The organism is Actinoplanes sp. NPDC051851, from assembly GCF_040681165.1.
In the GTDB taxonomy this organism is placed as follows: Bacteria; Actinomycetota; Actinomycetes; order Mycobacteriales; family Micromonosporaceae; genus Actinoplanes.
In genome coordinates, this window is the sequence record NZ_JBFAYF010000003.1 from 15,171 (window position 1) to 41,941 (window position 26,771).

Consider the following 26,771-nt stretch of genomic DNA (forward strand, 5'->3'; position numbering starts at 1 on the left):
ACCTAATTCAAGTCGATGGGTTCCTCGTCACGTTCGCTGGCGCAAGATGCGCCGAGCACCTCTTGAGCGCGGCGGGCGCTCCTTCCGGCGTACCGGAAAAAGCGCCCGAGCAGGAAGGAAAGCGGTGAGATCAGCCGACCAGGAGCTGGGCGCGCAGCGCGCGAAGGTCCTTCGCCGAGAGGCCGAGGGCGCCGGAGAGGTAGTCGCCGAAGGTGCCGTACTCCGCGGTGACCTCGTCGAAACCGGACTGGAGGTACTCCTCGCGAACGTCCAGGACCGCCCGGTAGCCCGGCTGGTAGGCGGCCGGGATCCGGGCCAGGGTGGATTGAAAGCGCCCGAGCGGTCATGTGAACGGCCGTTCAACCAGGCTGAGGTAGACAGGCGCTTACCGAATGACGTCAGGCCGCCCGTTTGCCCCGATTCATCGTTTCGTGCCGGGGCGGGTGCCAGGCCGGCGCCGGGCTCGTGATCCTGCGGGCGAAGGCGGCGAAAGGATCCTTGAACGTACGCGCGGCCGTGCTGAGCAGCAACGCCGCGGCCATCATCCCGATACCGGGCGCGCCGATCAGCAGCCCGGTCACCGCGGCCACGAGCCCGCTCCACACGATCACCCGCAGCCCGACGTCCGCGACCGGGATGCCGCTGGGCCGCTGCCGGGTCCAGACCGGAAGCACCGAGGCGGCCAGCGCGAGCGCCACCGCCCCGAGCACCGCCGCCATCGTGAGGAACGCCTGCGGCCAGTGGTAGTGCCGCCCCAGGAAGTACCCGCCGGAGAGCACGCAGCCCACCCAGGCCTTCGCCACCGCCCAGCGCCCGAAGCGCACCAGCGGATCATCGAGATCGGCCATCATCGCTCCAGCCCGTCACGCGGTTGCGGCCGGTGCTCAGATTACCGGCGTTCCCGCCACCCCGCCTCGCTCACGCCCTCACCCGGCCACGCCACAGCCCGGCCACGCCACAGCCCGGCCACGCCACAGCCCGGTCACGCCGCAGCCCGGGCCACGCCGCGCCGAGGCTCTCACCCGGCGGTCGCGCCCGTGGTGAACGATCGCTCGAAGGCCGCGCGGGTCGCCCCGCCGCGGTCCAGCACGGCGAAGACCACGTGCTCGAAGTACGGATTGCCCGCCAGCGCGTCCCGGAAGACCCCGGCGACCTGCTCCGGATCGTTGCCGAAGACCCCGCAGCCCCACGCACCGAGGACCAGCCTCCGGTGCCCGTGCGCGGCGGCCACCCGCAGCACCCGGTCCGCGCGCCGGGCCAGCGCCGCCGGCACCAGCTCCAGCTCCCCCGGCTGCTCACGCGCGATGGCGGCCCGGTTCGGCGCGGCCGAGACCAGGAACGAGACCGGGTACGACTCGATCAGGGCGCCCCGGTCGTCCCGGAAGACCGGCACCTGCGGGGCGTAGATGACCCGGTCGGTGTAGAGCAGCGACCGCTCGCCCCGGTGAAACCGGTAGAAGTCCCCGGCCGCCAGCAGGCACGGGTAGAGCGCCGAGCTGCGGGCCAGGCTCTCCTCCTGCGCCTGCGCTCCCTTGAGGAACCCGCCGCCGGGGTTCCGCGCGGACGCGAAGTTGAGACAGGCCACCCCGTCCCCGAGACGACGGGCGGCGGCGAGCGAGGTCTCCCCGGTGACCTCGATCCGCACCGGAACCGTCCCCGCGACGCCGTCGGCGAGGACGTCGCCGGGAAGGTGCAGCCTGGTCCCGTCCACCGCCCGGCGCACCCGCTCTCCGATGAGGACGTCACCCGAGCCGGACGACGGGGAGTAGGAGCCACGCTCGGCGATCTCGACGGCTTCCCGGCCCAACGCCCGCAACCTGGCACTCATGCGGCGAGGCGCCGGTACAGGAAGTCGAGGGTCAGACCCCAGATCGTCGCCGTCTGGTCGTTGTCGGCGGCCGCCCCGTGGCCCCCCTCCACGTTCTCGTAGTAGGTCGCGTCGTAGCCGTACTCCCGCAGTCTCGCCATCATCTTGCGCGCGTGCCCCGGATGGACCCGGTCGTCCCGGGTCGACGTGATCAGCAGTACCGGCGGGTACGGTTCCCCGGCCCGCACGTTCTGATAGGGCGAGAACTCCCGGAGGAACTCCCAGTCCGCGGGCACGTCCGGATCCCCGTACTCCGCGATCCACGACGCCCCCGCCAGCAGTTTGGTGTACCGGCGCATGTCGAGCAACGGCACCTTGATGACGACCGCCCCGAACAGCGACGGATACCGGGTCAGCATCACCCCCATCAGCAGGCCGCCGTTGCTGCCGCCGAGGATGCCGAGCCGGGACGGGGTGGTGATCCCCCGCGCCACGAGATCCGACGCCACGGCCGCGAAGTCCTCGTACGCCTTGACCCGGTTCTCCCGCAGTGCCGCGTGATGCCAGGACGGCCCGTACTCCCCGCCGCCCCGGATGTTGGCGACCACGTACGTCCCGCCCCGGGTCAGCCATCCGCGCCCGATGACCCCGCTGTATCCCGGGGTCAGCGCGATCTCGAACCCGCCGTACCCGTAGAGCAGCGTCGGCCCCTCCCCCGACGGGTCCCCGGTGACGAAGTACGGCACCCGCGTCCCGTCGGCCGAGACCGCGAAGTGCTGCCGTACGGCCATCCTCTCGGTATCGAAGAAGGCGGGCTCGCGCTTGAGCACCTCGAGCGGCCCACCCACGCTCCCCAGGCTGAGCGCCGCCGGCTGCAGGTAGCCCTCGGCCGCGATGAGGTATTCATCGCTGTTCTCCGGATCGGTGTCGACGATCCGGGTGTCGTCGAACTCCCCGGCGCCGGGGAGCGGCTCCCGCCCCCACTCCGGCGTGCCCGGGGTGAGGATCTCCGCCCGGGAGAGCACGTCGGTCATCGTCACCAGGATCAGGTGGTGCCGCGTCCAGGCGTAGCCGCTGAGCGAGGTGTGCTCGTCCGGCGCGAAGAGCACGGTCAGGTCGCGCCCGCCGCCGAGGAAGTCGTCGAAGCCGGTGACGAGCAGCGTGCCGGCCCGGTGGCCGCGCCACTGCGATCGGAGCCGGATCAGCAACCACTCCCGGTGTACGTCGCCGTCCGCGTCCTCCGGGATCGCGATGCGCACGAGTTCGCCGGAGGGCCGCAGCAGGAACTGTTCGCTGCGGAAGAAGTCCAGGCTCCGGGAGACCAGGTCGCGGGTGTACCCGGGCGTCGGATCGTGGTGGACCCGCACGGTCACGTCGCCGGTCTCACCCTCGAAGACCGTCTCCGCCTCGGCGAGCGGGGTGCCGCGCCGCCACCGCTTGACCACGCGCGGATAGCCGGACGAGGTCAGCGACCCGTCGCCGAAGTCGGTGCCGACGAAGATGTGGTCCGCGTCGATCCAGCCGACGTCGGTCTTCGCCTCCGGCAGCGTGAACCCGTCCGTCACGAACGCGCGGTCCCGCAGGTCGAACTCGCGGATCACGGCGGCGTCCGCGCCACCCCGGGAGAGGCTGAGCAGGCAGCGGTCGTAGGAGGGCCGGAGCACGGTCGCGCCGCCCCAGGTCCAGTTCTCTCCCTCGGCCGCGTTCAGCGCGTCGACGTCGAGCAGCACGTCCCATTCCGGCTTCTCGCTCCGGTACTGCTCCAGTGTGGTGCGCCGCCACTGCCCGCGCGGATGCTCGGCGTCCCGCCAGAAGTCGTAGTAGAACCCGTCCCCCCGCCAGCTCGGATACGAGATGCGCTCCTTGCTGTCGAGCACCTCCCGGATGGCGTCCTTGGTCCGCCGGAACCCGTCCCCGCCGAGCGCCTCCAGCGCCTCCGCGCTACGTTCCCGCACCCACCGCATCGCCTCCGGCCCGTCCACGGCCTCCAGCCACAGATACCGGTCGTCGCCATCCCCGTTCAGCGCACCCACCCCCACGTCGTTCTCGCCCGTCCGACGATCCCATCAACAGGGGGCGTTGCCAAGGTCGGCATCAGCCACGGCGGCGGCGCTTCCCGTACGCCCGATGCCGTACCCGCGATACTCAAAAGGCGGGATGACGACCACGATGCAACGGCGGGACGATCGGCGCCATGACTTCCCGGTCCCGGGCCGCCGCCGTCGTCACCGGCGCCCTGCTGATCCTCTCCGGCGTGGTGCACCTCGGCGTCTTCCTCGCCGGCGACACCCCCTGGGCGGGCCCGGTCTCCTGGCGCAAGCCGGTCACGTTCGGGTTCTCCTTCGGACTGACCCTGATCACCGTCGCCTGGGTGGTGGGCTACCTGGTGATGAGCCCGCGCGTCCGGGCGTGGCTGCTCGGCGTCCTGACCGCCGACTGCGTCCTCGAGGTCGCCGGCATCACGGTCCAGGCCTGGCGCGGGCTGCCGTCCCACTTCAACACCGAGGATCCCCTCTCCCGTACGGTCGCGATGTCCCTGGCCTTCGGCGGCGCCGTGCTGATCGTGGTGCTGACGTGGTTCGCCGTGTTCGCCCTCCGCGGCCGTCTCCGGGCCCCGTCCGACCTGCGGCTCGCTCTCCGGGCCGGCTGGGCGCTGCTGATGCTCACGCTGCTCTCCGGCATCGCGATGATCGTCCGGGGCACCGTGCTGTTCCGCACCGAGAGCCCGGACGCCGCTTACCGGACCGCCGGTTTCCTCAAGCCCGTCCACGGCGTCACGGTGCACGCCCTCCTGGTCCTCCCCCTGCTCGCCGTCCTCCTGCGCCACCTCGGCCACCCCGAACCCCGCCGCCGCCGGGCTGTCGCGCTGGCCACCGCCGCCTACGTCCTCGCCGTCGCGGCTTCCCTGTGGCCGTCGATCCGGTGACCGGCGACTCAACGCCCATCAATCGGCGACCAAGGGCACCGACCCGTACTTCTTCCTGCTCCAGGCGCTGGACCAGGCCGGGCTGAAGCCGAGCGACGTGACCGTGGTGAACCTGCAGCACGCCGACGGGAAGACCGCCCTGGAACGGGGTGACGTGGACGCGTGGGCCGGGCTCGACCCGCTGATGGCCACCTCCGAGCAGGAGGCCGGTTCCACGCTGATCTACCGGAACGTGGCGTTCAACTCGTATGGCGTCCTCAACGTGAAGTCCGAGGAGAGCGCCCGGAACGCCCTCGACACCCTGTTCGAGCCGGCGTACGCCGAGGGCCGGAGCTCCCGGTGGGCTGGCTCTTCCTGGTGGCGGCCGAGCTGATCGCGTCCTCGATGGGGCTCGGCTTCCTGCTGATCGACAGTCAGAACACCGGCCGTACCGACGTGATGCTCCTCGCGATCATCCTGCTCGCGCTGCTCGGCAAGCTCAGCGACACCGCGCTCGGTATGGCCGAACGGCGTCTGACCCGCTGACGCCCGGCGAGCGACAATCGACGCGTGTCCATCGACTCGTTCTACGCACGGATCGGCGGCGAGACCGCCGTCAGGGCCGCCGTGGACGCGCTGTACCGCGTGATCCTCGGCGACGAGCGCCTGGCCGAGTACTTCGACGGCGTCGACCTCGACCACTTGAAGCAGCACATGGTCCTGCTGCTGGGCCAGGTCCTGGGCGGTCCGGCCGACTACGCGGGGCAGGATCTGCGGGGCGCCCACTTCGGACTCGGGATCACCGGGGAGCACTACGAGCTGGTCGGCGCCTACCTGATCGGCGTCCTGGCCGGGCTCGGCGTCGACGACGAGGTGCTGCGCTCGGTCCGCGGCGTCCTGACCTCGGTCGCCGCCGACGTCATCGAATAGCCCTTCTCACCCCAAGACCGCTTCTCCCGTACGACGGTGGCCCCGGGACCTGTCTCCCCCATACCGAGTCAGCTCCCGGGGTCATCCGCCGGACCGCCCCGTGGGCATCGGACGGGCGGCCCAGCTCTGGTCGTTCCCGCTCCCGCCGCGGCTGAACTCCTATGCCGCCAGCCGGAAGCGCTCCGCGTGGATCTGGCGGGACGGCACCCGCAGCGCGCGGAGGCTCGCCAGCACCGCGTCGGTCATCGGCTCGGGACCGCAGACGTACACGTCCCGCGCCGTCACGTCCGGCACCATCTCCATCAGTCGCTCCGGCGCGAACGGCCGGAACGGCGGGTTGCCCGCCCCGCTCCGCCCGCTCAGCACGTGCAGGCTGGCCCGGCGCAGCTCGGCGAGGTTCCGCAGCTCACCGAGGAGCACCGCGTCGCGGGGATCGCGTACCCGGTAGAGGATCACCACGTGCCCGGTCAGCCCGCGGTCCTCCAGCAGCGCCCGGATCGGCGTCACCCCGATCCCCCCGGCGATCAGCAGCGACGCGTCGCGCGACCGGTGCACGGTGGTGAACGCCCCGTACGGCCCCTCGGCGAACACCTTGGCCCCGATCGGCAGGTCCCGCAACCCCGCACTGGTCGCGCCGACGCCTTTCGCGGTCAGCCGGAGCGACCGCCCGTTCGGCGCCGCCGAGAGCGAGAACGGGTTCACCTGCCACCACGGGTTGTGCCCCGGGAACCGCCAGAGGAAGAACTGCCCGGCCCGCGCCCGGAGCTTCTCCAGGTCCCGCCCGGTCACGTGCACCGACACCACGTCCGCGGACTCCGCGACCACCGCCGCCACCCGCAGCCGGTGCCGGTTGTTGCGGACCAGCGGCACCACGACCCGGTAGACCAGCAGCGACCCGAGCACGAACGCCCACAGCCCCCACCAGTAGACCCGGGTGAACAGGTTGACCTGGAACGCGCTCCCCTCGTAGACCTGGTGCAGCATCCCGAGCACGACGATCGCGTAGACCAGCAGGTGCACCGCGTGCCACGCCTCGTACGACAGCCGGCGCCGGACGATGCGTACCGAGAGACCCACCACGACCACGATGAGCAGCACCGCGATCATCCCGAGCAGCACCGGCACCTGTTTCGCCAGGTTGACCGTCTCGCCGAGGAACGAGATCCCGTCCAACCTCGCGAAGCCCAGCAGCACGAACGCCGGGTGCGCCAGCGCCAGCCAGAACACCGCCTGACCGGTCCACCGGTGCCAGGTGGTCAGCCGGTCCATCCCGAACCCCACGTCCAGGATGGGCAGCCGTGACACCAACAGCAGCTGCAGCGCCAGGGCGAGCGCCAGAAGGAGCCCGAGCAGCCGTCCGACGGTCCCGAGCGCGTTCTTGGCGGGCCCGGCCGCCGCGAACATCCCCAGCACCACCACCACATTGACCACGAGGAACACCCACACGCCCATGCGAGCGCCCCGTACGGCCCTGCGAAACGACACCACTCTCGGCTCGGTCACGGCGATCATCCCGGCCTCCCCGGCTGGAACTGCTGTTGCCGTGGTGTACCCCCACCCCCACCCCCGGGTTCAACCCCACCGTGCCGGATTTCACCCCGCCCCGAACGGCCCGCCGGGCTAGGGTCTTCGGTCGTGGATCACCAGCACCCGGCCCGGCCCTTCGCCGCCGCTCACCTCCTCGACGAGTACCAGCGGGCGGGCCTCGGCCTCGACGGCATCCACCAGATGCTGCTGACCCACCTCCGGGAGAACCGGCGGACGCTACCCCGCCCGGAGGACCACGCCCCGCTGGCCGCCGAGATCGACCGGCTCGGCCTCACCGGGGACCACGATCCGGCGGCAGTCCACCCGGACTTCGTCATCGACGGCAGCGTCCTCACGTCGTTCGCCCGGCTGGACAACGCCACGGTCGGCGCGGCCCTCATCGACGCCGCCGCCGACGAGTCCTGCCGGATCCTCGTCTCGCCCCTCGCCTACCTGCGGCTGGCCGCCGATCCACCCGCACCCGACGACGCCGCCAGGCGACTCCACCGCCTGCTGAACCCGCCGTCGCCGATGGCGGTGGTCGAGACGGCCCCGCTGACGGTCCGGCAGATCGACATCATGACCGGCCTGAAGAGCGCCGAACGCCCCGACACCCTGCACACGGCCCTGCTGGCCCTGGACCACCGCTGCGTGATCGGCACCCTCGACGCCGACACCTACCACCGCATCGGCTACCACCGGGTACTGAACCTCGCCCGCTGACGTCTCCAGGGTGTTCCTCCGAGACCGCAGCCGGATTCGAACCGGCGTGATCCGCTTTGCAGGCGGCTCCCTGACCACTCGGGCACGCGATCGTGCGCCGGTCACCGAGGACCGGCAGTGCGGGCGACAGGATTCGAACCTGCTCAGCGCTCGGCGACCGGTTTACAGCCGGCCCCGACTCTCCTGCGTCGGCGCGCCCACTCGTACGGGAAAAGGAATTTCGTGCCCTCGGCGCGAGTCGAACGCGCACTGCCGGCGCTCTCGACGCCGGGCCTCTGCCAGTTGGGCTACGAGGGCGTGAACATGAGAAAGCCGCCGTCCCGAGGGTGGGAACGGCGGCGCAGAGATGCGTGCGGGCTCAGCCGCGCCACCGGTCCGGGGCGAGATAGAGGTGGTGACACATGCTCAGCGACATGCGTACAACCTAGAATCCGCGCCCCGGACCCGGCAACGCATTTACGGAGCTCCGGCGCCGCCGCGATCCGGTCGTCCGGCACGTCCTGCGGCCGTTCCCGCCGCCACCAGCCCTCGTCGATGAAGGACCGGATCAGGACCTTTCTGAGGTACGGATCCAGCGCCTCATGCCGGTCGACCCGATGCCAGCGGAGATACAGTTTGGTGAAGGCGTTCTGTGTCAGGTCCTCGGCGCGGTGCCAGTCACCGCAGAGCAGGTACGCCGTCGCCCGCATGCTGCCCGAGCGCGCCGCGAAGTACTCAGCGAACGCCTCGTCCCGGTCGCTCATACAGTCCCCCATCGTTCCTCTGTCGGGGTACACACGGGGTGGACTCGACCGAGGGTTGCACGACCGTCGATGTTTCGGGGGACACCGCGACCGCCGCCACGGAAGCGGGCGCGGCGATGGAAGCGGGCGCCGCCACGGAAGCCGGCACCGGAGCGGGGGCGGGAGCCGGAGCGGGGGCAGGGGCGGGAGCCGGAGCGGGGGCGGGAGCAGGGGCGGCCGCGGGCGCGGCGGTGCGGCGGCGTTCGCGCAGGAGCAGTCTGCGGACCGGGACCTCGACGCCCTTGTGCAGGGCGTACGCCAGGCCCAGCGAGAGCAGGAAGGCGAGCAGCGCCAGCCCGGCCGCCCCGGGGGTGTCCAGGCGCGGGTGGAAGCCGATGGTCGCCTCGCCGAGCCGGACGACCAGCAGGTGGACCAGGTAGAACGCGAAGGAGAGCTCGCCGAGCAGCACGAACGTCCGGCTCCGCCACGGCGTCCAGCACGACCGGACGTCGGCGAGCGCCGCGGTGGCGAGCAGCAGCCCGAAGCCCGGCATGGTCCACGCGGCGATCCGGTACGGCTCGTCGGTCTCCTGCGCCAGCACGTATCCGCCGACGGTGAGCACGGCGACCGCGCACCAGAGCACGACCATCCGCCCCCGCCAGGCCGTGTGACCGATCCTGACCAGACACGCCAGGGCCATGCCGAGCACGAACTCGGGGAGCCGCCCGGCCGGCGTCCAGTGGAAGAACCAGTCCACCGCGGAGTGCCCCAGCAGCGGCCGGAGGATCAGCGGCCCGATGATCGGAATCGCACACATCGTCACGATCAGCGCCCCGAGACCGCGCTGTCGCAGCCGTACGGTCAATGGCGCCAGAATCGGGAAGAGCAGGTAGAAGAAGGCCTCGCAGGCGAGGGTCCAGCTGACGCTGTTCAGGCTCTGGAAATAGGGCTCGGTGGTGAACCAGGTGTGGATCAGCGCGAAGTTCGCGGCCAGCACCCCGGCGCCCGGAAGGCGATCCGGGCTCACCACCGCGATCAGGATCAGCGCGGCGATCGCGGTGACCGCGTGCAGCGGATAGACGCGGGCGAAACGGCGCCACCAGAACTTCCGGAACTCGTCCGCCGGGGCCGCCCACATCAGCACGAATCCGGAGAGGATGAAGAAGAAGGACACCCCGACCGAACCGGCGCCGAACACCTTGTCGAGCAGCAGCTCCACACTTCCCGGCCGGAAGTATTCGACGATGCTCAGGTGATATCCGAACACGAAGAATGCCGCCATCCACCGGAGTCCGGTGAGCGACGGCAGATTTCGCCGCACTGCGAGGGAGGGTTCTCGTCGATCGCTGGCCGCAGGCATCGGGGGATGCTACCTGCCCGGCTTCGAAAGCGCCGCCGGGCGCGAGGTTACCGCGGCGCTCCCAGGTCATCGAGCGCCTTCACCGCGCCCCGGTGCAGCGGGACCGGCTCGCAGCGGCGCGCGGTGTCCAGGCCGATCTCCTTCGCCGCCGCGTTGGCCTGCTCCAACGGGGTCTTCCCCGTGAAGAGGGTCCGGGTCAGCACGCACGCCACGTTCGGGTCGAGGTCCTCGCGGACCACGAGGTAGTTGGGCACCACGATGGTCTTCACGTCGGCGGCCTGCTGGTAGGTCGCCGCCGGGATGTCCCCCTCCTGGTAGACCTGGTTGATCTTCTGCATCTCCGGCAGCAGCGGCGTGACGTCCAGAAACGCGACCTGATCCTTCGCGGTCGTCAGCAGGTCGGTGATACCGGGCGTCGGCAGCCCTCCGGACCAGAAGAGCGCGTCGATGGTGCCGTCCTTCATCCCGTCTACGGTCTTCGTCAGGTCCAGCTTCTGCGCGCTCACGTCACTCTCCGGATCCAGCCCGGCGGCGGTCAGCACCCGGTTCGCGATCACCTCGGTGCCGGACTTCGGCGAGCCGGTGGAGACCCGCTTGCCGCGCATCCCGGCGACGTCGGTGATCCCGGCGGCCTTGCGGACGATCACCTGGGTGTAGTTGGTGTGGATCCGGGCCAGCGCCGCGATCGGCTGCCTCGCGGTGAAGCTCCCGGTGCCGTTCACCGCGTCGGCAGCCGTGTCCGCCAGCGAGAACGCGACGTCGTAGGTTCCCGCGACCAACTGCTGGATGTTCTGCACCGACGCCCCGGTCTCGGCGGCGGTCGCCTGGAGCCTGCCTCCGGAAGCGTTGACCTGCTCGGCGAAGGCGTTCCCGAGCGCGAAGTAGACCCCGGTCGCGTTGCCGGTGGCGATGCCGACCCGGGTCTCCTGCGCGACCTCGCAGGTGACCTCGCCACCGGTGTCGGTCGCGGCGGTGTTCTGCCGCCCACCACAGGCGGTCACGGTCAGTGCGGTGATCACAGCGGCGGTCAGGACGCGTCTCATGCTTCTGCCTCCGGTTCCTGCTTCGTTTTCTCCCGTACGATTCCAGCGACGAGAACGGACACGGCCAGGGAAGCCACCCCGGCGGCCACGGCGCCCGGCTCCAGGTAGAGCAGCAGGACCCCGGCGATCCCGGCCAGTACCCGGCTCGGCGTCCCGGCGCGGCCCACCCCGGGTATCCAGCCACCGGTCGCCACCGCGAGCCCGAACACGGCGCCCGCCGCCACCACGCTCGTCCCGAGCACCCCGGTCCACGGCCCCCGGGCCAGCAGGTACTCCCCGTGCCGGGTCAGCACGAAGGCGATCGGCGCGAGGAAGGCGGGGAGCGCGTACTTGAGGGCCTGCCACATGGTCGGCATGGTCCGGCCGCCGGTGATCGCGCTCGCGCCCACCGCGGCCAGCGCGGTCGGCGGCGTGACCTCGGAGAGTACCGAGTAGTAGAAGACGAACATCGCCGCCGCCGGTGCCGGCACGCCCAGCCCGAGCAGCGCCGGCCCGATGATCACCCAGCCGATGATGAAGCTCGCGGTGACCGGCACGGCGAGCCCGAGGATCGCGAGCGCGACCGCGGCCAGCACCACGGTCAGCGCGAGCACCACGGCCGGGTCACCGCTGACCGTCCGCGCGCCACCGACCAGCAGGGACGCCAGCTGCGCGCCGAGCCCGGTCCTGGTGGTCACCGCCGTGATCACCCCGGCGGCCGCGCACACGGCGACCACCGGCAGCACGCCGCGGACCCCGGCCGCGAGCGCCTCGAACAGCCGTCCCGGGGTGAGCCGGTGCTCCGGGTCCAGGACGGAGAGCGCGATCGCGAGCAGCGTCGCGTAGACCACCGCACGGGTGGCGCTCTCGCCCAGCGCCAGCAGCACGACGATCAGCACGAGCGAGGAGAAGTGGTAGCCGTAGCGCCGCAGCAGGGCCCACGCGCCGGTGGCGGGCATCTCGACCGCGCGGACGCCGAACCGCCGCACGTCGATCTCGACCGCGAGCAGGATGCCCAGGTAGTAGAGGAGCGTCGGGATCATCGCCCAGCCGAGCACGGTCAGGTACGAGACGTCGAGGTACTCGGCCACGATGAACGCGGCGGCACCCAGCGTGGGCGGCGACAGGATCGCGCCCACGCCGGCCGCCGCGAGCATGCCGCCCGCCTGCTCCGCCGGATAGCCCGCCCGTTTCAGCATCGGCCAGGTCACCGCGCCCACGCTGACCGCGGTCGCCGTCCCCGACCCGGAGACGGTGCCGAGCAGGAATCCGGCCGCCACCGCCGTCCGTCCCGCCGCGCTCCGCGATTTCCGGAACGCCGACACGGAGAGGTCGACGAAGAACCGGCTCGCCCCCGACAGGTCGAGGACCGCCCCGTAGATGGTGAACAGCACGATGTAGGTGGCCGCGACGTCGAGCGGCGTCCCGTAGAACCCGCTCGCCGAGTTGTAGAGCGCATCGACGATCTGCGCGAAGTCCATTCCGGAATGCGCGATCGGCCAGTGCTGGGGTAGCAGACCGCCGTAATAGCCGTACGCCAGAAAAGCGCAACAGACGATCGGCAGCGCCATCCCGGTGGTTCTCCGGGCCGCCTCCACGACGAGGATCAGCAACACCGCACCGAACACGACGTCGACCGGTTCCAGCAGCGCCTGCCGATCGAGGAACCCGTCGTACCCACCACCGAACGGGCTGATCGGATACAGACACACCACGAACGCAAGCCCGGCGAGCCCTCCGTCCGTCCAGCCGGGTTCGTCCCCTCTGCCACCGCGCGCCCGATAGGCCAGGAACACCAGCGGCAGCGTCCCGGCGAGAAACACGATCAGGTAGAACTGGCTCCCCTGTGCCAGCGGCCGGAACACCTGCCAGAGCGTGAGCCCTCCGGCCGCCCCGGCGACGACCGCGACCAGCACCCCGATCCACCCACCGAGAACCCGGGCGGGCCGCTCCTGCTCGTCATGGTGGGCCGCCACCGCCCCCTCGACCTCGAGAGATCGACCATCGCCCATGCTTCGGACCCTACTACGGCCACACCGCCCCGGTGACGAAGCGGAACCGGATCGTCACTCGCCCGGGTGGCCACCCGCCTCCGGAACGAACCGGTGCCGGACCCGACCGGTACGCCACCGTGGCACGCCGTCCCCGGCAGCGCCTCACGCCGCCGGCTGACGCGGAGCCGGCACCGGAAACGTCACGCCGGTGAGCTCCTCGGAGACGGCCCACAGGCGCCGCTGAACCGCCCGGTCGTGGGACGCCGGGCTGGAGGTGACCAGCTTCGGATATCCCCGCAGCTCCGTACGGTTGCCGGGTCCGTAGTACTGCCCGCCGGTGACGCCCGGGTCGGTGGCGGCGCGCAGCGTCGGCAGGGCACCCATGTCGGCCCGCTGGGTGACCGTGCGCGCGAGCAGCGGCATGAGCCAGGTGACGGGCAGCCGGAGCGCGGCGGGCGTGTAGCGGGCGAGCTCGGTGTCGGAGATCCCGGGGTGGGCGGCGACCGCGACCGTGGTGCCGTACGCGGCGAGCCGGCGCTGCAACTCGTAGGTGAACATCAGGTTGGCGAGCTTGGCCTGACCGTACGCACCGATCCGGCTGTACGAGCGCTCCCACTGCAGGTCGCCGAAGTGGATGTCGGCCCGGATCCGGTGCCCGGTGCTGCTCACCGTCACGACGCGGGAGCCCGGCACCGGCAGCAGCCGGTCCAGCAGGAGCCCGGTCAGCGCGAAGTGCCCCAGGTGGTTGGTGCCGAACTGCAGCTCGAACCCGTCGGCGGTGGTCTGCTTCGGGGTGTACATCACGCCCGCGTTGTTGATCAGCAGGTCGACGCGGGGGTGGGCCGCGCGCAGCTCGGCCGCCGCGGACCGGATCGAGGCCAGCGAGGTCAGGTCGAGCTCCTGGACGGCGACGTCACCACCGATGCGCCCGGCCGCCCGTTCGCCCTTCGCGACGTCGCGGACCGCCAGGACCACCGTCGCCCCGCGCTCCGCGAGCATCCGGGCGGTCTCGAATCCGAGCCCGGTGTTGGCCCCGGTCACGATCGCCACCCGTCCCCGCTGGTCGGGAATCTGCCGTCCGGTCCAGTTCGCACTCATGACGTTCTCCTTCTCCGCTTTAACAAACCGTCGGTCTGTTAAGAGAGAACTTAAAAGACCGACGGTCTTCTGTCAAGGGACCGCCGGTCTTTAAGCTAGGCTGCGGACGTGACATTTCAACGGGCACGCAGCGAGGAGCAGCGGGAGATCCGCCGCCGGGCGATCCTGGACACGGCCGCGGCGATGCTCACCGAGATGCCGGTCGCCGAGATCAGCCTCAACGAGCTCAGCCGCCGCGTCGGCCTGGCCAAGTCGAACGTCCTGCGCTACTTCACCTCGCGCGAGGCGGTCCTGCTCGAACTCCTCGACGCCTTCCTGGAGTCCTGGCTCGCCGACCTGGCGACCGAGCTGGCCACCGGCGTCGACCCGGCCGCCACACCGGAGTCCCGGGCGACCCAGCTGGCCGAGGTCCTCAGCCGTTCCCTGTCCTCCCGCACGATCCTCTGCGACCTCTTCGGCGCCCAGGGCGGCGTCCTGGAACAGAACGTCACGGTCGAGGTGGCCAAGCACCACAAGCGCTCGTCCCTCGCCCGCCTGACGTCCATGGCGGACCTGATCCACCGTCACGTGCCCGAACTGGGCGACAGCGCCCCGTATTTCTGCCTGATGAGCCTGATCTCGGCCGGCGCCCTGGCGACCTACGTCCCTCCGCCGCCGAGTGTCCAGGCCGCCTACGCCGAGGACCCGGCCCTCGGCATCTTCGACCTGAACCTCCACGACGCCCTGCGCATCTCCTTCACGGCCTCCCTCCTGGGCACCCTGCCCCGCCCCTGACTCCCGGTTTCCCGGGCTACGGCACCGCGGGAACGGTTGCCGGTCACCCACATTCACGCGATCGCGGCCGGCCGGCTCCCGCCGCACCACCGCGACCCGTTCGACCGGATGCTCATCGCTCAGGCATTCGCGGAGGGTCTCACGCTGGCCTCCCGCGACGCGGCGACGGGCCTTTACGACGTGGATCTCCTCAAGGTCTGACGGCGCGGCGGCTGGAGGAGAGCCGTCGCCCCGAGGGGCCACCGGGACCGCGTGGACCGACAGGGAACGGCTTGTCTCGCTCGATGGCATGTCCTCGCTGTCCCGGTGAATGCCACACAACGAGTACGCTTTGTTGTACGGCAGGAGGTACAACATGAAGGTCATGACGATCAGTGAAGTGCGGCGGGACTTCGCCGCCGTCGTCGACGCGGTGATCGACGACGCCGAGGAGACGGTGATCCCCCGCGGCGGTGGCCGGGCGGTCGTGATCGTCTCCCTCGACGAGTGGAACTCGATGCGGGAGACGTTGCACCTGCTCAGCAGCCCGGAGCGCGCCCGGCGTCTGCTGGAGAGCATCGCCCAGGCCGACGCCGGGCTCACCCAGGAACACGCGCTGCTCAACCCCACCGGCCTCCCCGACGACACGGACGGTGCCGCAAAGGCCGTGGCGTGAGACTGAGCGTCAGATTCACACCACACGCCTGGGACGAATACACGGCCTGACGCGACGCGACGATCGTCCGCCGCATCAACCGCTTGATCGCCGACATCCAGCGCGACCCCGACGGTACGGGCCTGGGCAAGCCGGAATACCTCAAAGGCCCGCTCTCCGGCTGGCTCTCCCGTCGCATCGACGACGAACATCGACTCGTGTATCGCGTCCGTGGCGACACGCTGGAGATCGCCGCCTGCGCCGGCCACTACGACGAGAAGTAGCTCGGTGATGGCGTTGCCGCTGCTGACGCTGACGGCGCGGCGGCTGGGGGAAAGCCGCCGCGCCGTAAGGTCACCGGGACCGCGAGGGTGGGGTGACCAGGAGGAGTGCCGCTGCCGGGGTGGGCCTGGAGAGGACCGTGGCCGGGGGGATCAGCGGGACTCGGGGGTGAGGGTGCGGGGGGTCAGCGTGATGGCGTCGATGGTCAGGAGCTGGGTGTCGGCGGCCACCAGGCGGTCGCGGGCGTCGATCGGGAGGGAGACCGGGGAGACCGTGGCCAGCGGGAGGATGTGCAGGGTCACGGTGGCGTCCGGGGTGTAGCCCGCGTCGGTCAGGTTGACGTGCCAGCGGGAACCGTCCCAGAAACGGTCGGTCACCGGGGTGTCGTTCACCCGGAGCTCGGCGGTGTCGCCGGACCAGTCGATGGTCAGGAGCGGGTCCAGGGACGGGTCGGCGGCCCAGTCCGGGAGGGCGAGACGGTAGACCCCGGCGTGGTCGTCGAAGGCCCGGCGGGACGGGGCCGACGAACGGCCGTCGTGCTTGCCGTAACCGGCCGGGACCGACGCGGAAGCGGGGCGGATCTCGGTGGCGAGGACGTCCACCGGAGCGGGGGCGGTGGGCGGGGCGAGGGGCAGGTCGGTGAAGGCCTGCCGGGAAGGGGCGTACTCGCGTACCGGAGAAGGGGAAACGGCCTTGAGCGAGACCGCGCCCTCGGCCGACCACTGGATCTCCTGCTCGGAGAGCAGGAGGCGGCGCCGCGGGGCGTCGACCACCCAGAGGGCGTCGGCGGTCTCGGCGGGCAGGACCAGGACGTCGAGCGTGCCGGCGCCGGTGGTGACCCGGAGCGGGGTGAGTGACGGGGTGACGCCCTGGACGTTGACCACTCCCCCGTCGGCGACGGCGATCTCGGGCTCGATGCCGGGCTCGGCGACCAGGACCAGCGTGGGGACGTCGCCGGGGAGCCAGGTCAGCGCCGATGCGGTCGCCCAGGCCAGGCGGACGCCGCCGAGGGTCAGGTTGACCGGCCAGCGGGCCAGCGTGCCGGCCGGGACGTCGATCGGCCGGGAGGGGAACTCCAGCGCCCCGGCGTCGAGGGTGGCCCGGAAGCGGGCGCCGCGGTAGGTGTCGAGCGGGAAGTGCGGCTGGTACCAGGCCAGGAAGAGGAAGCCGGAGTCGCCGTCGCTGCGCAGGGCCCAGCGCAGGGTTTCGCTGTCCTCGACACCGGACGGGCGGACGTCGGGCAGGCTGGACGGCATCTCGGCGAGACGGTCGCCGAAGGCCAGGAGGAACGCGTGCTGGCGGCGCAGCTCGGCGTGGCTGGGTGCGAGGGTGCCGGCCTCGCCGATCGGCGCGTGGAAGTCGTAGCCGAGGCGGGGCATGTCGTTCGGGTAACCGGTGGCGTGCGACTCCTGCATGCCGTCGGGGGACGCCGGGTTGGTGCCGCCGGCGTACATGTAGTAGCCCTGCCAGGCGGAGCCGTTGCCGATCTTGCAGTGCGCGATGGTCGCCACGTCGAGGGCGGCGGGGCGCGGGCGGCGGTGGTACGCGGTCGCCATGCCGCCGGCGAGCTCGCAGGTCGCGGCCGGGAAGAGGTCCGACGGGGTGCGCGGGCCGCCCTTGGCCGCCTCGATGTTCTGCGCCCGGCGGACGTCGGCGCCGATGCCCGGATCGTCCCAGACGTGGGAGAAGAAGTAGTGGTCGCGGAAGTTCGGGGCCCACGGGGCGTCCGAGTCGACCCAGAAGCCGTCGCCGTAGCCGCCGTAGAGGGGCAGCACCTCCTCCTCGGGCAGCTCGGCGCTGTCCCAGGCGGTGGCGGTCCAGATCGGCGCGGCCATCCCGGCCTCGCGGGCCATCCGCTTGAGTGTCCGAATGTGCTCGGGCTGGGTGTACAGCTCGTTCTCGATCTGGATGCCGAGGACCTTCCCGAATCGGTCACCGACCGCGCCACCGATCGCGGCGAAGAACTCCGCCACCATCGCGAGGTAGTCCGGGTCGTCGGTGCGGTGCCGGACCGGGGCCTGCTGGACCCAGTCGGGGAAACCGCCGTTGCGGCTCTCGCCGTGGCACCACGGGCCGATCCGGAGCACCACGTCGAGACCGGTTTCGACCACCATGTCGACGAAGGCGCCGACGTCCAGGTTGCCGTCGAACGCGTACTCGCCGCGGGCCGGGGAGTGGTGCAGCCAGAAGAGGTACGTGGCCACCACGGTGACCCCGCCGGCCTTCATCTGGCGCAGGCGCTCGGCCCAGCGGTGCCGGGGCACCCGGCTGTAGTGCAGCTCCCCGGAGACCGGGACGACCGGTACGCCGTCGCGGCTCAGGTACCGGTTGGTCAGCGCGATGCCCGGCCGGACGTCCTCGTCGTTGCTCATCCGCGGGCGGCGCAGCGGTGTCGCCCAGCCCTGGTGGCGGACAGAGAGCGGCTCGGGCCACATCAATGGGTCAGTGGGCACGAGAACCCCTCCTCAGATTTTTGCCTGTAACCGGTCACAGCCGGCTGTGCCCGCACGATACACAAGGTGGACGCACTGAAAGCAAGGGCTTGACACATCGCCGTAACAGCAGCACTGTAACCGGTCACAGGCACCGTCCCCACGGATGGCGTCGGTCCCGGCTGCCCGCTCCTCGGCAACGCCGATCAAGGAGGATCAATGAAGACTAAATTCGCCCCGCTGCTGGCGGCTCTGACCGCCGCAGCGCTTCTTACTTCCGCCGCCTGCTCCAGCTCCGACGACTCGACCGACAGTTCCACCAGCGACGAGAAGGTCAGCCTGACCTACTGGAGCTGGGCACCGAACATGGACAAGGTCGTCGAGGGCTGGAACAGCACGCACCCGAACATCCAGGTCACGGTCAACAAGCAGGACGGCGGCGACCCCGCGGTCACCAAGCTGCTCACCGCGATCAAGGCGGGCAGCGGCGCTCCCGACGTGATGCAGGCCGAGTACCAGAAGATCCCCACGCTGGTCTCCGCCGACGCGCTCGCCGACATCTCCTCGGAGGTCGGCTCGCTCAAGGACAAGTTCCCCGCGGCCAACTGGACCAGCGTGACCCTCGGGTCGGACGCGGTCTACGGCGTCCCGCAGGACTCCGGCCCGCTGATGTTCTTCTACCGCGCCGACATCTTCGCGAAGAACGGCCTCGAGGCGCCCAAGACCTGGGACGACTACGCCGCGGCCGCCGAAAAGATCCACAAGGCCAATGCCAAGCAGTTCCTGGGTACGTTCTCCGCCACCGACGCCGGGCTCTTCGCCGGGCTCGCCCAGCAGGCCGGCGCGTCCTGGTGGGGCGTGAACGGCGACCAGTGGACCGTCAACATCAACGACGCCGCGACCCAGAAGGTCGCGTCGTACTGGGGTGGCCTGGTCGAGAAGGGCGTCATCGACAACAAGCCGATGTACACCCCGGAGTGGAACGCCGCGCTGAACGACGGCTCGCAGGTCGGCTGGGTCTCCGCGGTCTGGGCGCCGGGCGTGCTCGAGGGCAGCGCCAAGGACACCAAGGGCAAGTGGAAGGCGGCGATCATGCCGCAGTGGGACGCCGCCAGCCCGGCCACCGGTAACTGGGGCGGCTCCGCGACGAGCGTGACCAGCCAGAGCAAGCACCCGAAGCAGGCCGCCGAGTTCATCGCGTGGCTGAACAGCGACCCGGCCGCCCTGAAGCTGCTGGCGAACACCGCGAACGTGTACCCGGCCGCGAACGAGGCGACCGCCACCGCGCTGACCAGCCCGCCGGCCTTCTTCTCGGACCAGGCCGACTTCTACACGATCGCGGCCGAGGCGGCCAAGGCCACCAAGCCGTTCACGTACGGCCCGAACGTCAACACCGCGTACAGCGCCTTCAACGACGCGTACGGCAAGGCGGCCGAGTCGAAGAAGGCCGCGAACTTCACCGCGGCGCTCGCCACCATCCAGTCGGCCACGGTCGACGACATGAAGAACAACGGCTTCAACGTCGCCGGCTGATGCCCACCGGGGCGGGTCAGGTTGTTGAATGAACCAGGCCCGTCCCGGTCCTCACGGAAGGTTCGGCGATGTCGCTGACTACCCAAGCTCCCAGTAAGACCATCGCCGCCGCACGACCAGCGACGGCCCGCGCCGCCCGGCCCGGCGGCCGGCGCGCCGGCGTCCCGTACGCCTTCCTCGCTCCCGGCCTGATCCTCTTCACGCTCTTCCTGGCCGCCCCGATCGTCTACGCCGGCTACCTGAGCCTGCGCAAGGTCAAGGTCAGTGGCCTCGGTCTCGGCTCGAAGTCCCGCACCGAGATCTGGGCCGGGCTGAGCAACTACACCCGGTCGATGACCGACCCCGAGTTCCTGCCCAGCGTCTACCGCATCATCGGGTACGGCCTGGTCGTGGTCCCGATCATGCTCGGCCTGGCCCTGCTCTTCGCGCTGCTGCTGGACGCCGGGCGCAGCCGCCCCGGGCTGAGCGGCTTCGCCCGGATCGCGATCTTCCTGCCGTACGCGGTCCCCGCCGTGGTCGCCTCGCTGCTCTGGGGCTTCCTCTACCTCCCCAAGGTCAGCCCGATCACCGACGCGCTGTCGGTCTTCGGGATCACCGCGCCGGAGTTCCTCTCCTCCTCGTGGGTGCTCTACGCGGTGGCGAACGTGGCGGTCTGGGGCGGCACCGGCTTCAACATGATCGTCATCTACACCGCGCTGAAGGCCGTGCCGACCAGCCTCTACGAGTCGGCCCGGATCGACGGCGCCTCGGAGCTGGCGATCGCCTGGCGCATCAAGATCCCGATCGTGATGCCCTCGCTGGTGATGACGTTCGTCTTCTCGCTGATCGCCACCCTGCAGGTCTTCGCCGAGCCGATGACGCTCAAGCCGCTGAGTAACACCATCTCGTACACGTGGACCCCGCTGATGAAGGTCTACCGGGACGCGTTCGTCCGCAACGACATCTACTCCGCCGCGGCCACCTCGGTGGTCATCGCGGTGGCGACGTTCATCCTCTCCTTCGGCTTCCTGAAGCTGGTCGGCCGTCGCGCGTTCAACCAGGAAGACTCATGAAGAACAGCAAGATCTCCACGACGCTGCTGATCCTGGGCGCGGCCTACTGCCTCTTCCCGGTGATCTGGGTGCTGATCGCCTCGTCCAAGAGCTCCGGCGAGCTCTTCTCCACCTTCACGCTCGCGCCGAGCACCCACCTGTGGGACAACATCGTCGACCTCTCCACCTACCGGGGCGGCCTGTACTGGCGCTGGATGGGCAACACCGCGATCTACGCCGGCGTCGGCGGGCTGGTCTCCACGTTCGTCTCCGCGATGAGCGGGTTCGCGCTGGCCAAGTTCGACTTCCCGGGCAAGGGCTTCGTCTTCAACGTGATCCTGGCCGGCGTGCTGGTGCCCGGCGTCATCCTGGCCATCCCGCAGTACCTGCTGCTCTCCAAGGTCGGGCTGACCAACACCTACTGGGCGGTGCTGCTGCCCAGCTTCATCAGCCCGTACGGCATCTACCTGGCCCGGATCTTCGCGGCCGCCTCGGTGCCGACCGAGATCCTGGAGGCCTCCCGGATCGACGGCGCCGGCGACTGGCGGACCTTCCTGCGGGTGGTGCTGCCGATGATGCGCACCGGGCTGGTCACGGTCTTCCTGTTCCAGTTCGTGGCGATCTGGAACAACTTCATGCTCCCGTACATCATGCTCGGCACCGACAAGCTCTACCCGCTCACGGTGGGCCTGAACAGCCTGCTCAACCAGGGTGCGAGCCAGCCCGCCATGTACATCTCGGTGGTGACCGGGGCGCTGATCTCGATCGTCCCGCTGATCGCGCTCTTCCTGACGCTCCAGCGCTACTGGCAGGTCGACCTGGCCGCCGGTGGCGTCAAGGCCTGACGAACGGTGACGGCTATGATCCCGAACGTGTCGCGTAAACGCCCCACCATCCGCGACGTCGCGCGCGAGGCCGGGGTGTCCTACGCGACCGTCTCGCGGGTCCTCAACGGTCGCGACTGGGTGAGCCCGGAGGCCGTCCGCGCGGTCCGCGACGCCATCTCGCGGACCGGGTACACGACCAACCAGCACGCCCGGTCGCTCGCCACCGGCCGGTCCGGGTCGATCGCCTTCCTGCTCACCGAGCCGCAGCACCTGCTCTTCGAGGATCCGAATTTCTCGGTGCTGCTGCGCGGGGTGGCCCAGGCGCTCTCCGACCGGGAGCTGACCCTGATCCTGATGATCGCCTCCACCCCGGAGGAGCGCAGCCGGACGATCGCGTTCCTCAACGGCGGCCACGTCGACGGCGTGCTGCTGGTCTCCCCGCACTCCGGCGACCCGCTGCTCGATCAGCTGGTCCAGGCGCAGGTGCCGATCGTGGCCTGCGGCCGGGTGCTGGGGCTGGAGGAGATGATGAGCTCGGTCTCGGCCGACGACCGGGCCGGGGCGCGCTCCGCGGTCGAGCACCTGATCGCCGCGGGCTGCCGGAAGATCGCCACCATCACCGGGCCGCTGGACACCTCCGGCGGCGTGGACCGGCTGGCCGGCTACACCGACGCGCTGATGGCGCACGGCCTCCCGGTCGACCAGGACTACATCGTGCACGGCGACTGGCGGCGCGACAACGGCGCGTCCGGGATGCGCACGCTGCTGAAGCGGGTGCCGGACGTGGACGCGGTCTTCGCCGCGTCCGACGCGATCGCGGCGGCCACCCTGCCGGTGCTGCGCGAGGCCGGCCGCCGGGTTCCCTCCGACGTACGGGTGGTCGGCTTCGACGATTCGGGGCTGGCCGCCACGACCGAGCCGCCGCTGAGCACGGTGCGGCAGCCGCTCGACCGGATCAGCGAGGAGATGGTCCGGCTCCTCGTCGACGTGATCAACGGCCGGACGCCGCTCTCCATCACGGTGCCGACCAGTCTGGTTCTGCGCGCCTCCTCGCCTGCTTAGCCCGTACCCGGATCGCCCGCTCGACCCGTACCCGAAAACGGTCTTGATCTTATATCGATTTATGCAAATGCGTCCTTTTTGTCCACAAAGGAGCGTTATGAAGTTCACTGCCATCCTTGCCGCCGGCCTACTCCTGATCCCCGCCGCACCCGCTTCCGCGCACGCCAGAGAGGTGCCCATGCGCGGCGCGGACGTCTCCACCCTGCCCCGCGCGCTCGACCTCGGCGCGACGTTCTACGACGCCCGCGGGCGGCGCGCCAACCCCTACGACATCCTCAAGCAGGCCGGCGTCAACTACGTCCGGCTGCGCGTCTGGAACAACCCGACCAGCGGGTACAACGACAAGGCGCACGTGATCGCGCAGGCCCGGGAGGCCCGTAAGCACGGGCTCAAGGTGCTGATCGACTTCCACTACTCGGACACCTGGGCGGATCCCGGCAAGCAGTACATCCCCGCCGCCTGGTCCGGTCACGATCTCGCGCAGCTGCAGCAGGACGTCTACGACTACACGTACGAGGTCTGCAAGGCCACCCAGCCGGACAGCGTGCAGATCGGCAACGAGATCAACACCGGCATGCTCTGGCCCGCCGGCGCGGTGGTGAACAGTGACTTCGCCCCGCTCGCGTCGCTGCTCAAGGCGGGTTACAACGCGACCAAGGCGTGCAGCCCGCGGACCCAGGTCATGATCCACACCGCGGACGCCGGGAGCATCGGGGCGGCGCACTGGTTCTACGACGGGATCGCCGCGCAGGGCGTGAAGTGGGACATCACCGCGCTCTCCTACTACTGCATGTGGCACGGTGACCTGACCAACCTGGCGACCGTCCTCAGCGACGTGCAGGAGCGGTACGGGAAGCCCGCGGTGATCGCGGAGACCGCCTACCCGTACACCACCGACAACTACGACGACCTCGAGAACATCATGACCTCGGCCGCGCCCTGCGACGGGATCCCCGCCACGCAGCAGGGCCAGGCGACGGAGTTCGCGCAGGTACAGGACGTCGCGCGGAGCGCCGGCGCACTCGGCACCTTCTACTGGGAGCCCACCTGGACCGCCGTCGACGGCAACGGCTGGGACACCGAGGACATCCAGAATTCCGGCAATGCGTGGGAGAACATGGCGACCTTCGACGACAACGGTCGCATCAATCCCTACATCGTCTGGAAGCGCTAGATTTCCCGAAAAAATCGGGACAAAAAGGGTCGCCACCGACCCTCTCCTCCCCCAAGGAGCGCGATGAAGAGATCCATCACGGCCGTCATCGGGGCAGTCCTCCTGATGCTGGCCATCGCCCCCGCCCCCGCCCACGCCGCCAACAGCCTGACCATGCTCGGCGCCGACGTCTCGTCGCTGCAGCGCACCCTGGACCTCGGCGGCAAGTACTACACCGCGGCGGGTGCCGCCGCGGATCCCTACGACATCCTCTCCGGCGCCGGCGCGAACTACATGCGGCTGCGCGTCTGGAACAACCCGGCCAGCGGCTACAACAACAAGGCCAAGGTGCTCCAGCAGGCCGCGGCGATCAAGGCCAAGGGCCTGAAGCTGCTGATCGACTTCCACTACTCGGACACCTGGGCGGACCCCGGCAAGCAGTACCCGCCGGCGGCCTGGAGCTCGCACACCCTCGCGCAGCTGCAGACCGACGTCTACAACTGGACCTACGAGGTCTGTACCGCGCTCAAGTCGCAGGGCACCACCCCGGACAGCGTGCAGATCGGCAACGAGATCAACGTCGGCATGCTCTGGCCGCAGGGCTACGTGACGAACAGCAACTTCACCCCGCTCGCCAGCCTGCTCAAGCAGGGCTACAACGCGACCAAGGCCTGCAACAGCAGCACCCAGGTCATGATCCACACGGCCGACGCGGACAGCGACGCCAACGCGCGCTGGTTCTACGACGGCATCAAGGCGGCCGGTGTCTCCTGGGACATCACCGCGCTCTCCTACTACTGCATGTGGCACGGCACGCTGGCGAACCTCTACAACGTGATCGCCGACGTGAAGTCGCGCTACAGCAAGCCGGTCGTCATCGTCGAGACGGCGTACATGTACACGACGGCCGACGCCGACAGCGAGGCGAACTCGATCCCCGGCACCACGACCTGCGACGGCCAGTCCGCGTCCAAGGCCGGCCAGGGCACCGAGTTCACCTGGATCCAGAACACGGCACGCAACGCGGGCGCGATCGGCGTCTTCTACTGGGAGCCCACCTGGTATGCGATCGCGGGCAACGGCTGGGACCCCGCCAACATCAACGGGACCGGCGACGGCTGGGACAACATGGCCACCTTCGACGCGACCGGCAAGTTCAACTCCTATGTGAAGTGGACAGCCTGAGAACCTTCTCCGGTACGCCGTAGGCACGCGATCGGCCGCACCCACCGGGCCGTGACCGCGCCGCCGGCTCCGCGGGCCGCTCCCCCCGGGCCGCCTGCCCAGGGCCCGGCCGCCCCGGCCGGCTCCGTCGGCCCGGCCGCCCCGGCCCGGCTCCGTCGGCCCGGCCCGGTCGGCCCGTAGAAACAGCGATGGTGCGGAAGCTGCCGCTTCCGCACCATCGTCCGTTCCCGGGGGATCCACTCGGCTGGAGAGTTTTCCGGTCCCGCCAGCCGGGCAGTCTTTCGCCGTGCCCTTACATCGTCACTTCTTGATCTTCGTTACTTCTTGATCTTCGTGGAAGCGGTTTCGTCGGCCGCCTCGTCGTCCGCCTGCTGGTCGTCGGCGGCACCGTCGTCCGCGGCCTCGTCGTCCGCGGCGTCACCCGCGTCGTCCGCGGCACCGTCGTCGGCCGCACCGTCGTCGGCGGCGCCACCGGCCGCGGCCAGGACGGCCTTGGCGTCGGCGAGCGCGAGGCAGGCCTGCAGCAGGCTGGTCTGCGCCGAGGTCACCGCGGTCGCGGCGGCGTCAGCGGCAGCGGCGTCGTCGGCGGCATCCGCGTCATCGGCGGCACCCGCGTCGTCCGCGTCGTCGGCCGCGTCATCCGCCTCGTCGGCGGCACCCGCGTCGTCGGCCTCGTCGGCGGCGTCGTCGCCCTTGTCCTTGTTCCGCTTCTTGAGCAGCTTGGCGTACTTCTTGGCCAGGACCTTGTTCTCCTTGGCGGCCTCCTCGGAGCCCGCCTCGGCCTCGTCCGCGGCCGCGTCGTCACCCGCGGCATCATCGGCGGCCTCGTCACCGGCCGCGTCACCCGCCGCCGCGACATCAGCCGCGAACGTGTCACACGCCGTCTCGAGCGCCGCCGCCGAGGCGACCGCGTCACCCGCGTCGTCGCCCGCCGCGTCGTCGGCCGCACCGTCGTCCGCGACCGGCTGGATCTCCGCGCCGTCGCAGACCACCACGGTGCCCTGAACCTCGACCGCCTCGCACTGCGAGATGTCGAACTGCTGACCGTCCACGCTGATCAGGCTGCCGGCCTTGGTGTTCGCCTCGGTGCTGGCGTTGGCCAACTGCACACCGGCGAACCCGGTGGCCGCCAGTACGCCCGCGACCACCACCGCGCCGATCGTCTTCCGCCGGTTCCCCGTCTGCTGATTACGTCGGTAAGCCCGCGGCCTCATGATCACTCCTCGTAGTCGGACGTCTATCTCACCGGTTGCGGGGCCATACGGTCCCCGCCCACCGCAGGGTTCAACGCCCTCCCGCCCCTCTTCCCGTTGATCACGCTCCCATGACCGCAAACGCCCAGCTCAGCCCGGATCTAACCAAATTCTGGAAAAATTCAAACCCGTCACCCAATCGACACACTTCCCACTCCGATCCGTCACACACATCCCCCACCCTCCCGCCCGCCCACATCCCCACCCGCCACACCCATACGACGCCGCACCCCCCACGCCGCCGCACCCCCGCACCCCGACACCACCACGCAGCCGCCACGCCGCACCTCCACACCACCGTGCCGCCGCCACGCCACTCCGACGCGCCGCCGCCACGCCACTCCGACGCGCCGCCGTCGGTGGCGGCCGAGTCCGGCTCGCTCTTGCCGGCCCGCTCTCGGCGCGTATGCCCGTCCCCGCCCCGTCCGGGCGAGTCGGCTGCGTGCAGGGCCCATCCCAACCGCAGGAAGTGGCGGGCCCGGTTCCGCTGGAAGTGAACCGCGCACACCGGCAGTCC

General features: G+C 70.5%; 26 protein-coding genes, 3 tRNA genes and 1 pseudogene. 15 read left to right on the forward strand and 15 right to left on the reverse strand.

All coding sequences use genetic code 11. From position 1 onward, the window contains the following. Positions 1-130: 130 nt before the first annotated feature. The 4 genes from AB0M08_RS04135 to AB0M08_RS04150 form a co-directional block, all read right to left on the reverse strand. Positions 131-319 carry a tyrosine-protein phosphatase gene (locus tag AB0M08_RS04135; RefSeq protein WP_364488934.1) on the reverse strand — a complete coding sequence of 63 codons (189 nt, stop codon included), beginning with the start codon at positions 317-319 and terminating at the stop codon, positions 131-133. A 79-nt stretch (positions 320-398) separates the two neighbouring features. After that, positions 399-848: a hypothetical protein gene (locus AB0M08_RS04140; protein ID WP_364488087.1), complete on the reverse strand. Its 450-nt coding sequence runs from the start codon at positions 846-848 to the stop codon at positions 399-401. Positions 849-1,018: 170 nt separating this feature from the next. Then, entirely contained in the window at positions 1,019-1,828 is an 810-nt protein-coding gene (locus AB0M08_RS04145) for a TIGR02452 family protein (protein ID WP_364488090.1), read from the reverse strand. After that, the gene (locus AB0M08_RS04150) at positions 1,825-3,840 is read right to left on the reverse strand and encodes a prolyl oligopeptidase family serine peptidase (protein ID WP_364488093.1); all 2,016 of its coding nucleotides are present in this window, start codon (positions 3,838-3,840) and stop codon (positions 1,825-1,827) included. Before AB0M08_RS04150 ends, AB0M08_RS04145 begins: the two co-directional genes overlap by 4 nt. A gap of 161 nt (positions 3,841-4,001) precedes the next feature. Here AB0M08_RS04150 and AB0M08_RS04155 point away from each other — a divergent pair, with 161 nt between their 5' ends. From AB0M08_RS04155 to AB0M08_RS04170, 4 genes are all read left to right on the forward strand, one after another. Beyond that, positions 4,002-4,733 carry a hypothetical protein gene (locus tag AB0M08_RS04155; RefSeq protein WP_364488096.1) on the forward strand — a complete coding sequence of 244 codons (732 nt, stop codon included), beginning with the start codon at positions 4,002-4,004 and terminating at the stop codon, positions 4,731-4,733. A gap of 97 nt (positions 4,734-4,830) precedes the next feature. Continuing rightward, positions 4,831-5,106 carry a hypothetical protein gene (locus AB0M08_RS04160; protein WP_364488099.1) on the forward strand — a complete coding sequence of 92 codons (276 nt, stop codon included), beginning with the start codon at positions 4,831-4,833 and terminating at the stop codon, positions 5,104-5,106. Next, positions 5,073-5,258, forward strand: a complete 186-nt coding sequence (locus tag AB0M08_RS04165) for a hypothetical protein (RefSeq protein WP_364488102.1) — start codon at positions 5,073-5,075, stop codon at positions 5,256-5,258. The genes AB0M08_RS04160 and AB0M08_RS04165 overlap by 34 nt, the downstream gene beginning before the upstream one ends. 24 nt (positions 5,259-5,282) lie before the next feature. After that, entirely contained in the window at positions 5,283-5,642 is a 360-nt protein-coding gene (locus AB0M08_RS04170) for a group 1 truncated hemoglobin (RefSeq protein WP_364488105.1), read from the forward strand. A gap of 159 nt (positions 5,643-5,801) precedes the next feature. Here the strand turns inward: AB0M08_RS04170 and AB0M08_RS04175 are convergent, their stop codons facing one another. After that, entirely contained in the window at positions 5,802-7,094 is a 1,293-nt protein-coding gene (locus AB0M08_RS04175) for a ferredoxin reductase family protein (protein WP_364488108.1), read from the reverse strand. A 183-nt stretch (positions 7,095-7,277) separates the two neighbouring features. On the opposite strand from AB0M08_RS04175, the gene AB0M08_RS04180 reads away from it, so the two are divergent. Then, positions 7,278-7,892, forward strand: coding sequence for a hypothetical protein (locus AB0M08_RS04180; protein WP_364488110.1), 615 nt, complete (start codon positions 7,278-7,280; stop codon positions 7,890-7,892). Between the two features lie 21 nt (positions 7,893-7,913). Here AB0M08_RS04180 and AB0M08_RS04185 read toward each other — a convergent pair. From AB0M08_RS04185 to AB0M08_RS04220, 8 genes are all read right to left on the reverse strand, one after another. After that, a tRNA-Cys gene (locus tag AB0M08_RS04185) sits at positions 7,914-7,984 on the reverse strand. A 26-nt stretch (positions 7,985-8,010) separates the two neighbouring features. Then, positions 8,011-8,093: transfer RNA gene (locus AB0M08_RS04190), tRNA-Tyr, on the reverse strand. Positions 8,094-8,115: 22 nt separating this feature from the next. Further along, positions 8,116-8,189: transfer RNA gene (locus AB0M08_RS04195), tRNA-Leu, on the reverse strand. Beyond that, a complete protein-coding gene (locus AB0M08_RS04200) occupies positions 8,180-8,635 on the reverse strand; it encodes a sigma factor (protein WP_364488113.1) in 456 nt (151 codons plus the stop codon). Before AB0M08_RS04200 ends, AB0M08_RS04195 begins: the two co-directional genes overlap by 10 nt. Then, positions 8,607-9,974 carry an acyltransferase gene (locus AB0M08_RS04205; protein ID WP_364488116.1) on the reverse strand — a complete coding sequence of 456 codons (1,368 nt, stop codon included), beginning with the start codon at positions 9,972-9,974 and terminating at the stop codon, positions 8,607-8,609. The genes AB0M08_RS04200 and AB0M08_RS04205 overlap by 29 nt, the downstream gene beginning before the upstream one ends. 47 nt (positions 9,975-10,021) lie before the next feature. Further along, positions 10,022-11,017 carry a TAXI family TRAP transporter solute-binding subunit gene (locus AB0M08_RS04210; protein ID WP_364488119.1) on the reverse strand — a complete coding sequence of 332 codons (996 nt, stop codon included), beginning with the start codon at positions 11,015-11,017 and terminating at the stop codon, positions 10,022-10,024. Further along, on the reverse strand, positions 11,014-13,008 hold the full coding sequence (locus AB0M08_RS04215; RefSeq protein WP_364488122.1) for a TRAP transporter fused permease subunit: 1,995 nt from the start codon (positions 13,006-13,008) through the stop codon (positions 11,014-11,016). The genes AB0M08_RS04210 and AB0M08_RS04215 overlap by 4 nt, the downstream gene beginning before the upstream one ends. A 144-nt stretch (positions 13,009-13,152) precedes the next feature. Beyond that, positions 13,153-14,088 carry an SDR family NAD(P)-dependent oxidoreductase gene (locus AB0M08_RS04220; protein ID WP_364488125.1) on the reverse strand — a complete coding sequence of 312 codons (936 nt, stop codon included), beginning with the start codon at positions 14,086-14,088 and terminating at the stop codon, positions 13,153-13,155. A gap of 108 nt (positions 14,089-14,196) precedes the next feature. Between AB0M08_RS04220 and AB0M08_RS04225 the strand changes: the two genes are divergently transcribed. The 4 genes and pseudogenes from AB0M08_RS04225 to AB0M08_RS04240 all read left to right on the forward strand — a co-directional run bounded on the left by AB0M08_RS04225 (position 14,197) and on the right by AB0M08_RS04240 (position 15,780). Next, on the forward strand, positions 14,197-14,862 hold the full coding sequence (locus AB0M08_RS04225; RefSeq protein WP_364488128.1) for a TetR family transcriptional regulator: 666 nt from the start codon (positions 14,197-14,199) through the stop codon (positions 14,860-14,862). Between the two features lie 36 nt (positions 14,863-14,898). Then, positions 14,899-15,063: pseudogene (locus AB0M08_RS04230) on the forward strand (PIN domain-containing protein); the annotation flags it as partial. Between the two features lie 163 nt (positions 15,064-15,226). Then, positions 15,227-15,517 carry a type II toxin-antitoxin system prevent-host-death family antitoxin gene (locus AB0M08_RS04235; protein WP_364488131.1) on the forward strand — a complete coding sequence of 97 codons (291 nt, stop codon included), beginning with the start codon at positions 15,227-15,229 and terminating at the stop codon, positions 15,515-15,517. A 62-nt stretch (positions 15,518-15,579) separates the two neighbouring features. After that, complete coding sequence (locus AB0M08_RS04240; protein WP_364488937.1) at positions 15,580-15,780, forward strand: Txe/YoeB family addiction module toxin; 201 nt, start codon at positions 15,580-15,582, stop codon at positions 15,778-15,780. Between the two features lie 150 nt (positions 15,781-15,930). On the opposite strand, the gene AB0M08_RS04245 is transcribed toward AB0M08_RS04240, so the two are convergent. Continuing rightward, the gene (locus AB0M08_RS04245; RefSeq protein WP_364488134.1) at positions 15,931-18,231 is read right to left on the reverse strand and encodes a beta-galactosidase; all 2,301 of its coding nucleotides are present in this window, start codon (positions 18,229-18,231) and stop codon (positions 15,931-15,933) included. 198 nt (positions 18,232-18,429) lie between these two features. Between AB0M08_RS04245 and AB0M08_RS04250 the strand changes: the two genes are divergently transcribed. The 6 genes from AB0M08_RS04250 (at position 18,430) to AB0M08_RS04275 (ending at position 25,001) form a co-directional block, all read left to right on the forward strand. Next, positions 18,430-19,743 (forward strand): extracellular solute-binding protein, encoded by a 1,314-nt coding sequence (locus AB0M08_RS04250; RefSeq protein WP_364488137.1) that lies wholly within the window; start codon positions 18,430-18,432, stop codon positions 19,741-19,743. Between the two features lie 68 nt (positions 19,744-19,811). Beyond that, positions 19,812-20,795 (forward strand): sugar ABC transporter permease, encoded by a 984-nt coding sequence (locus AB0M08_RS04255; protein WP_364488140.1) that lies wholly within the window; start codon positions 19,812-19,814, stop codon positions 20,793-20,795. After that, on the forward strand, positions 20,792-21,619 hold the full coding sequence (locus tag AB0M08_RS04260) for a carbohydrate ABC transporter permease (protein WP_364488143.1): 828 nt from the start codon (positions 20,792-20,794) through the stop codon (positions 21,617-21,619). Before AB0M08_RS04255 ends, AB0M08_RS04260 begins: the two co-directional genes overlap by 4 nt. A gap of 27 nt (positions 21,620-21,646) precedes the next feature. Next, positions 21,647-22,663, forward strand: coding sequence for a LacI family DNA-binding transcriptional regulator (locus AB0M08_RS04265; RefSeq protein ID WP_364488146.1), 1,017 nt, complete (start codon positions 21,647-21,649; stop codon positions 22,661-22,663). A gap of 97 nt (positions 22,664-22,760) precedes the next feature. Further along, on the forward strand, positions 22,761-23,837 hold the full coding sequence (locus tag AB0M08_RS04270) for a glycosyl hydrolase 53 family protein (protein ID WP_364488149.1): 1,077 nt from the start codon (positions 22,761-22,763) through the stop codon (positions 23,835-23,837). A gap of 63 nt (positions 23,838-23,900) precedes the next feature. Then, positions 23,901-25,001 carry a glycosyl hydrolase 53 family protein gene (locus tag AB0M08_RS04275; RefSeq protein WP_364488152.1) on the forward strand — a complete coding sequence of 367 codons (1,101 nt, stop codon included), beginning with the start codon at positions 23,901-23,903 and terminating at the stop codon, positions 24,999-25,001. 317 nt (positions 25,002-25,318) lie between these two features. On the opposite strand, the gene AB0M08_RS04280 is transcribed toward AB0M08_RS04275, so the two are convergent. Beyond that, positions 25,319-26,215 carry a hypothetical protein gene (locus tag AB0M08_RS04280; protein ID WP_364488155.1) on the reverse strand — a complete coding sequence of 299 codons (897 nt, stop codon included), beginning with the start codon at positions 26,213-26,215 and terminating at the stop codon, positions 25,319-25,321. Between the last annotated feature and the right edge of the window lie 556 nt (positions 26,216-26,771).

What these genes read in the sequence shown, in the direction of transcription:
- AB0M08_RS04140 (WP_364488087.1), bottom strand. Translation starts at nt 848, where the DNA reads ATGGCCGATCTCGATGATCCGCTGGTGCGCTTCGGGCGCTGGGCGGTG.
- AB0M08_RS04145 (WP_364488090.1), bottom strand. Translation starts at nt 1,828, where the DNA reads ATGAGTGCCAGGTTGCGGGCGTTGGGCCGGGAAGCCGTCGAGATCGCC.
- AB0M08_RS04155 (WP_364488096.1), top strand. Translation starts at nt 4,002, where the DNA reads ATGACTTCCCGGTCCCGGGCCGCCGCCGTCGTCACCGGCGCCCTGCTG.
- AB0M08_RS04175 (WP_364488108.1), bottom strand. Translation starts at nt 7,094, where the DNA reads ATGGGCGTGTGGGTGTTCCTCGTGGTCAATGTGGTGGTGGTGCTGGGG.
- AB0M08_RS04200 (WP_364488113.1), bottom strand. Translation starts at nt 8,635, where the DNA reads ATGAGCGACCGGGACGAGGCGTTCGCTGAGTACTTCGCGGCGCGCTCG.
- AB0M08_RS04205 (WP_364488116.1), bottom strand. Translation starts at nt 9,974, where the DNA reads ATGCCTGCGGCCAGCGATCGACGAGAACCCTCCCTCGCAGTGCGGCGA.
- AB0M08_RS04210 (WP_364488119.1), bottom strand. Translation starts at nt 11,017, where the DNA reads ATGAGACGCGTCCTGACCGCCGCTGTGATCACCGCACTGACCGTGACC.
- AB0M08_RS04215 (WP_364488122.1), bottom strand. Translation starts at nt 13,008, where the DNA reads ATGGGCGATGGTCGATCTCTCGAGGTCGAGGGGGCGGTGGCGGCCCAC.
- AB0M08_RS04220 (WP_364488125.1), bottom strand. Translation starts at nt 14,088, where the DNA reads ATGAGTGCGAACTGGACCGGACGGCAGATTCCCGACCAGCGGGGACGG.
- AB0M08_RS04235 (WP_364488131.1), top strand. Translation starts at nt 15,227, where the DNA reads ATGACGATCAGTGAAGTGCGGCGGGACTTCGCCGCCGTCGTCGACGCG.
- AB0M08_RS04250 (WP_364488137.1), top strand. Translation starts at nt 18,430, where the DNA reads ATGAAGACTAAATTCGCCCCGCTGCTGGCGGCTCTGACCGCCGCAGCG.
- AB0M08_RS04255 (WP_364488140.1), top strand. Translation starts at nt 19,812, where the DNA reads ATGTCGCTGACTACCCAAGCTCCCAGTAAGACCATCGCCGCCGCACGA.
- AB0M08_RS04260 (WP_364488143.1), top strand. Translation starts at nt 20,792, where the DNA reads ATGAAGAACAGCAAGATCTCCACGACGCTGCTGATCCTGGGCGCGGCC.
- AB0M08_RS04270 (WP_364488149.1), top strand. Translation starts at nt 22,761, where the DNA reads ATGAAGTTCACTGCCATCCTTGCCGCCGGCCTACTCCTGATCCCCGCC.
- AB0M08_RS04275 (WP_364488152.1), top strand. Translation starts at nt 23,901, where the DNA reads ATGAAGAGATCCATCACGGCCGTCATCGGGGCAGTCCTCCTGATGCTG.
- AB0M08_RS04280 (WP_364488155.1), bottom strand. Translation starts at nt 26,215, where the DNA reads ATGAGGCCGCGGGCTTACCGACGTAATCAGCAGACGGGGAACCGGCGG.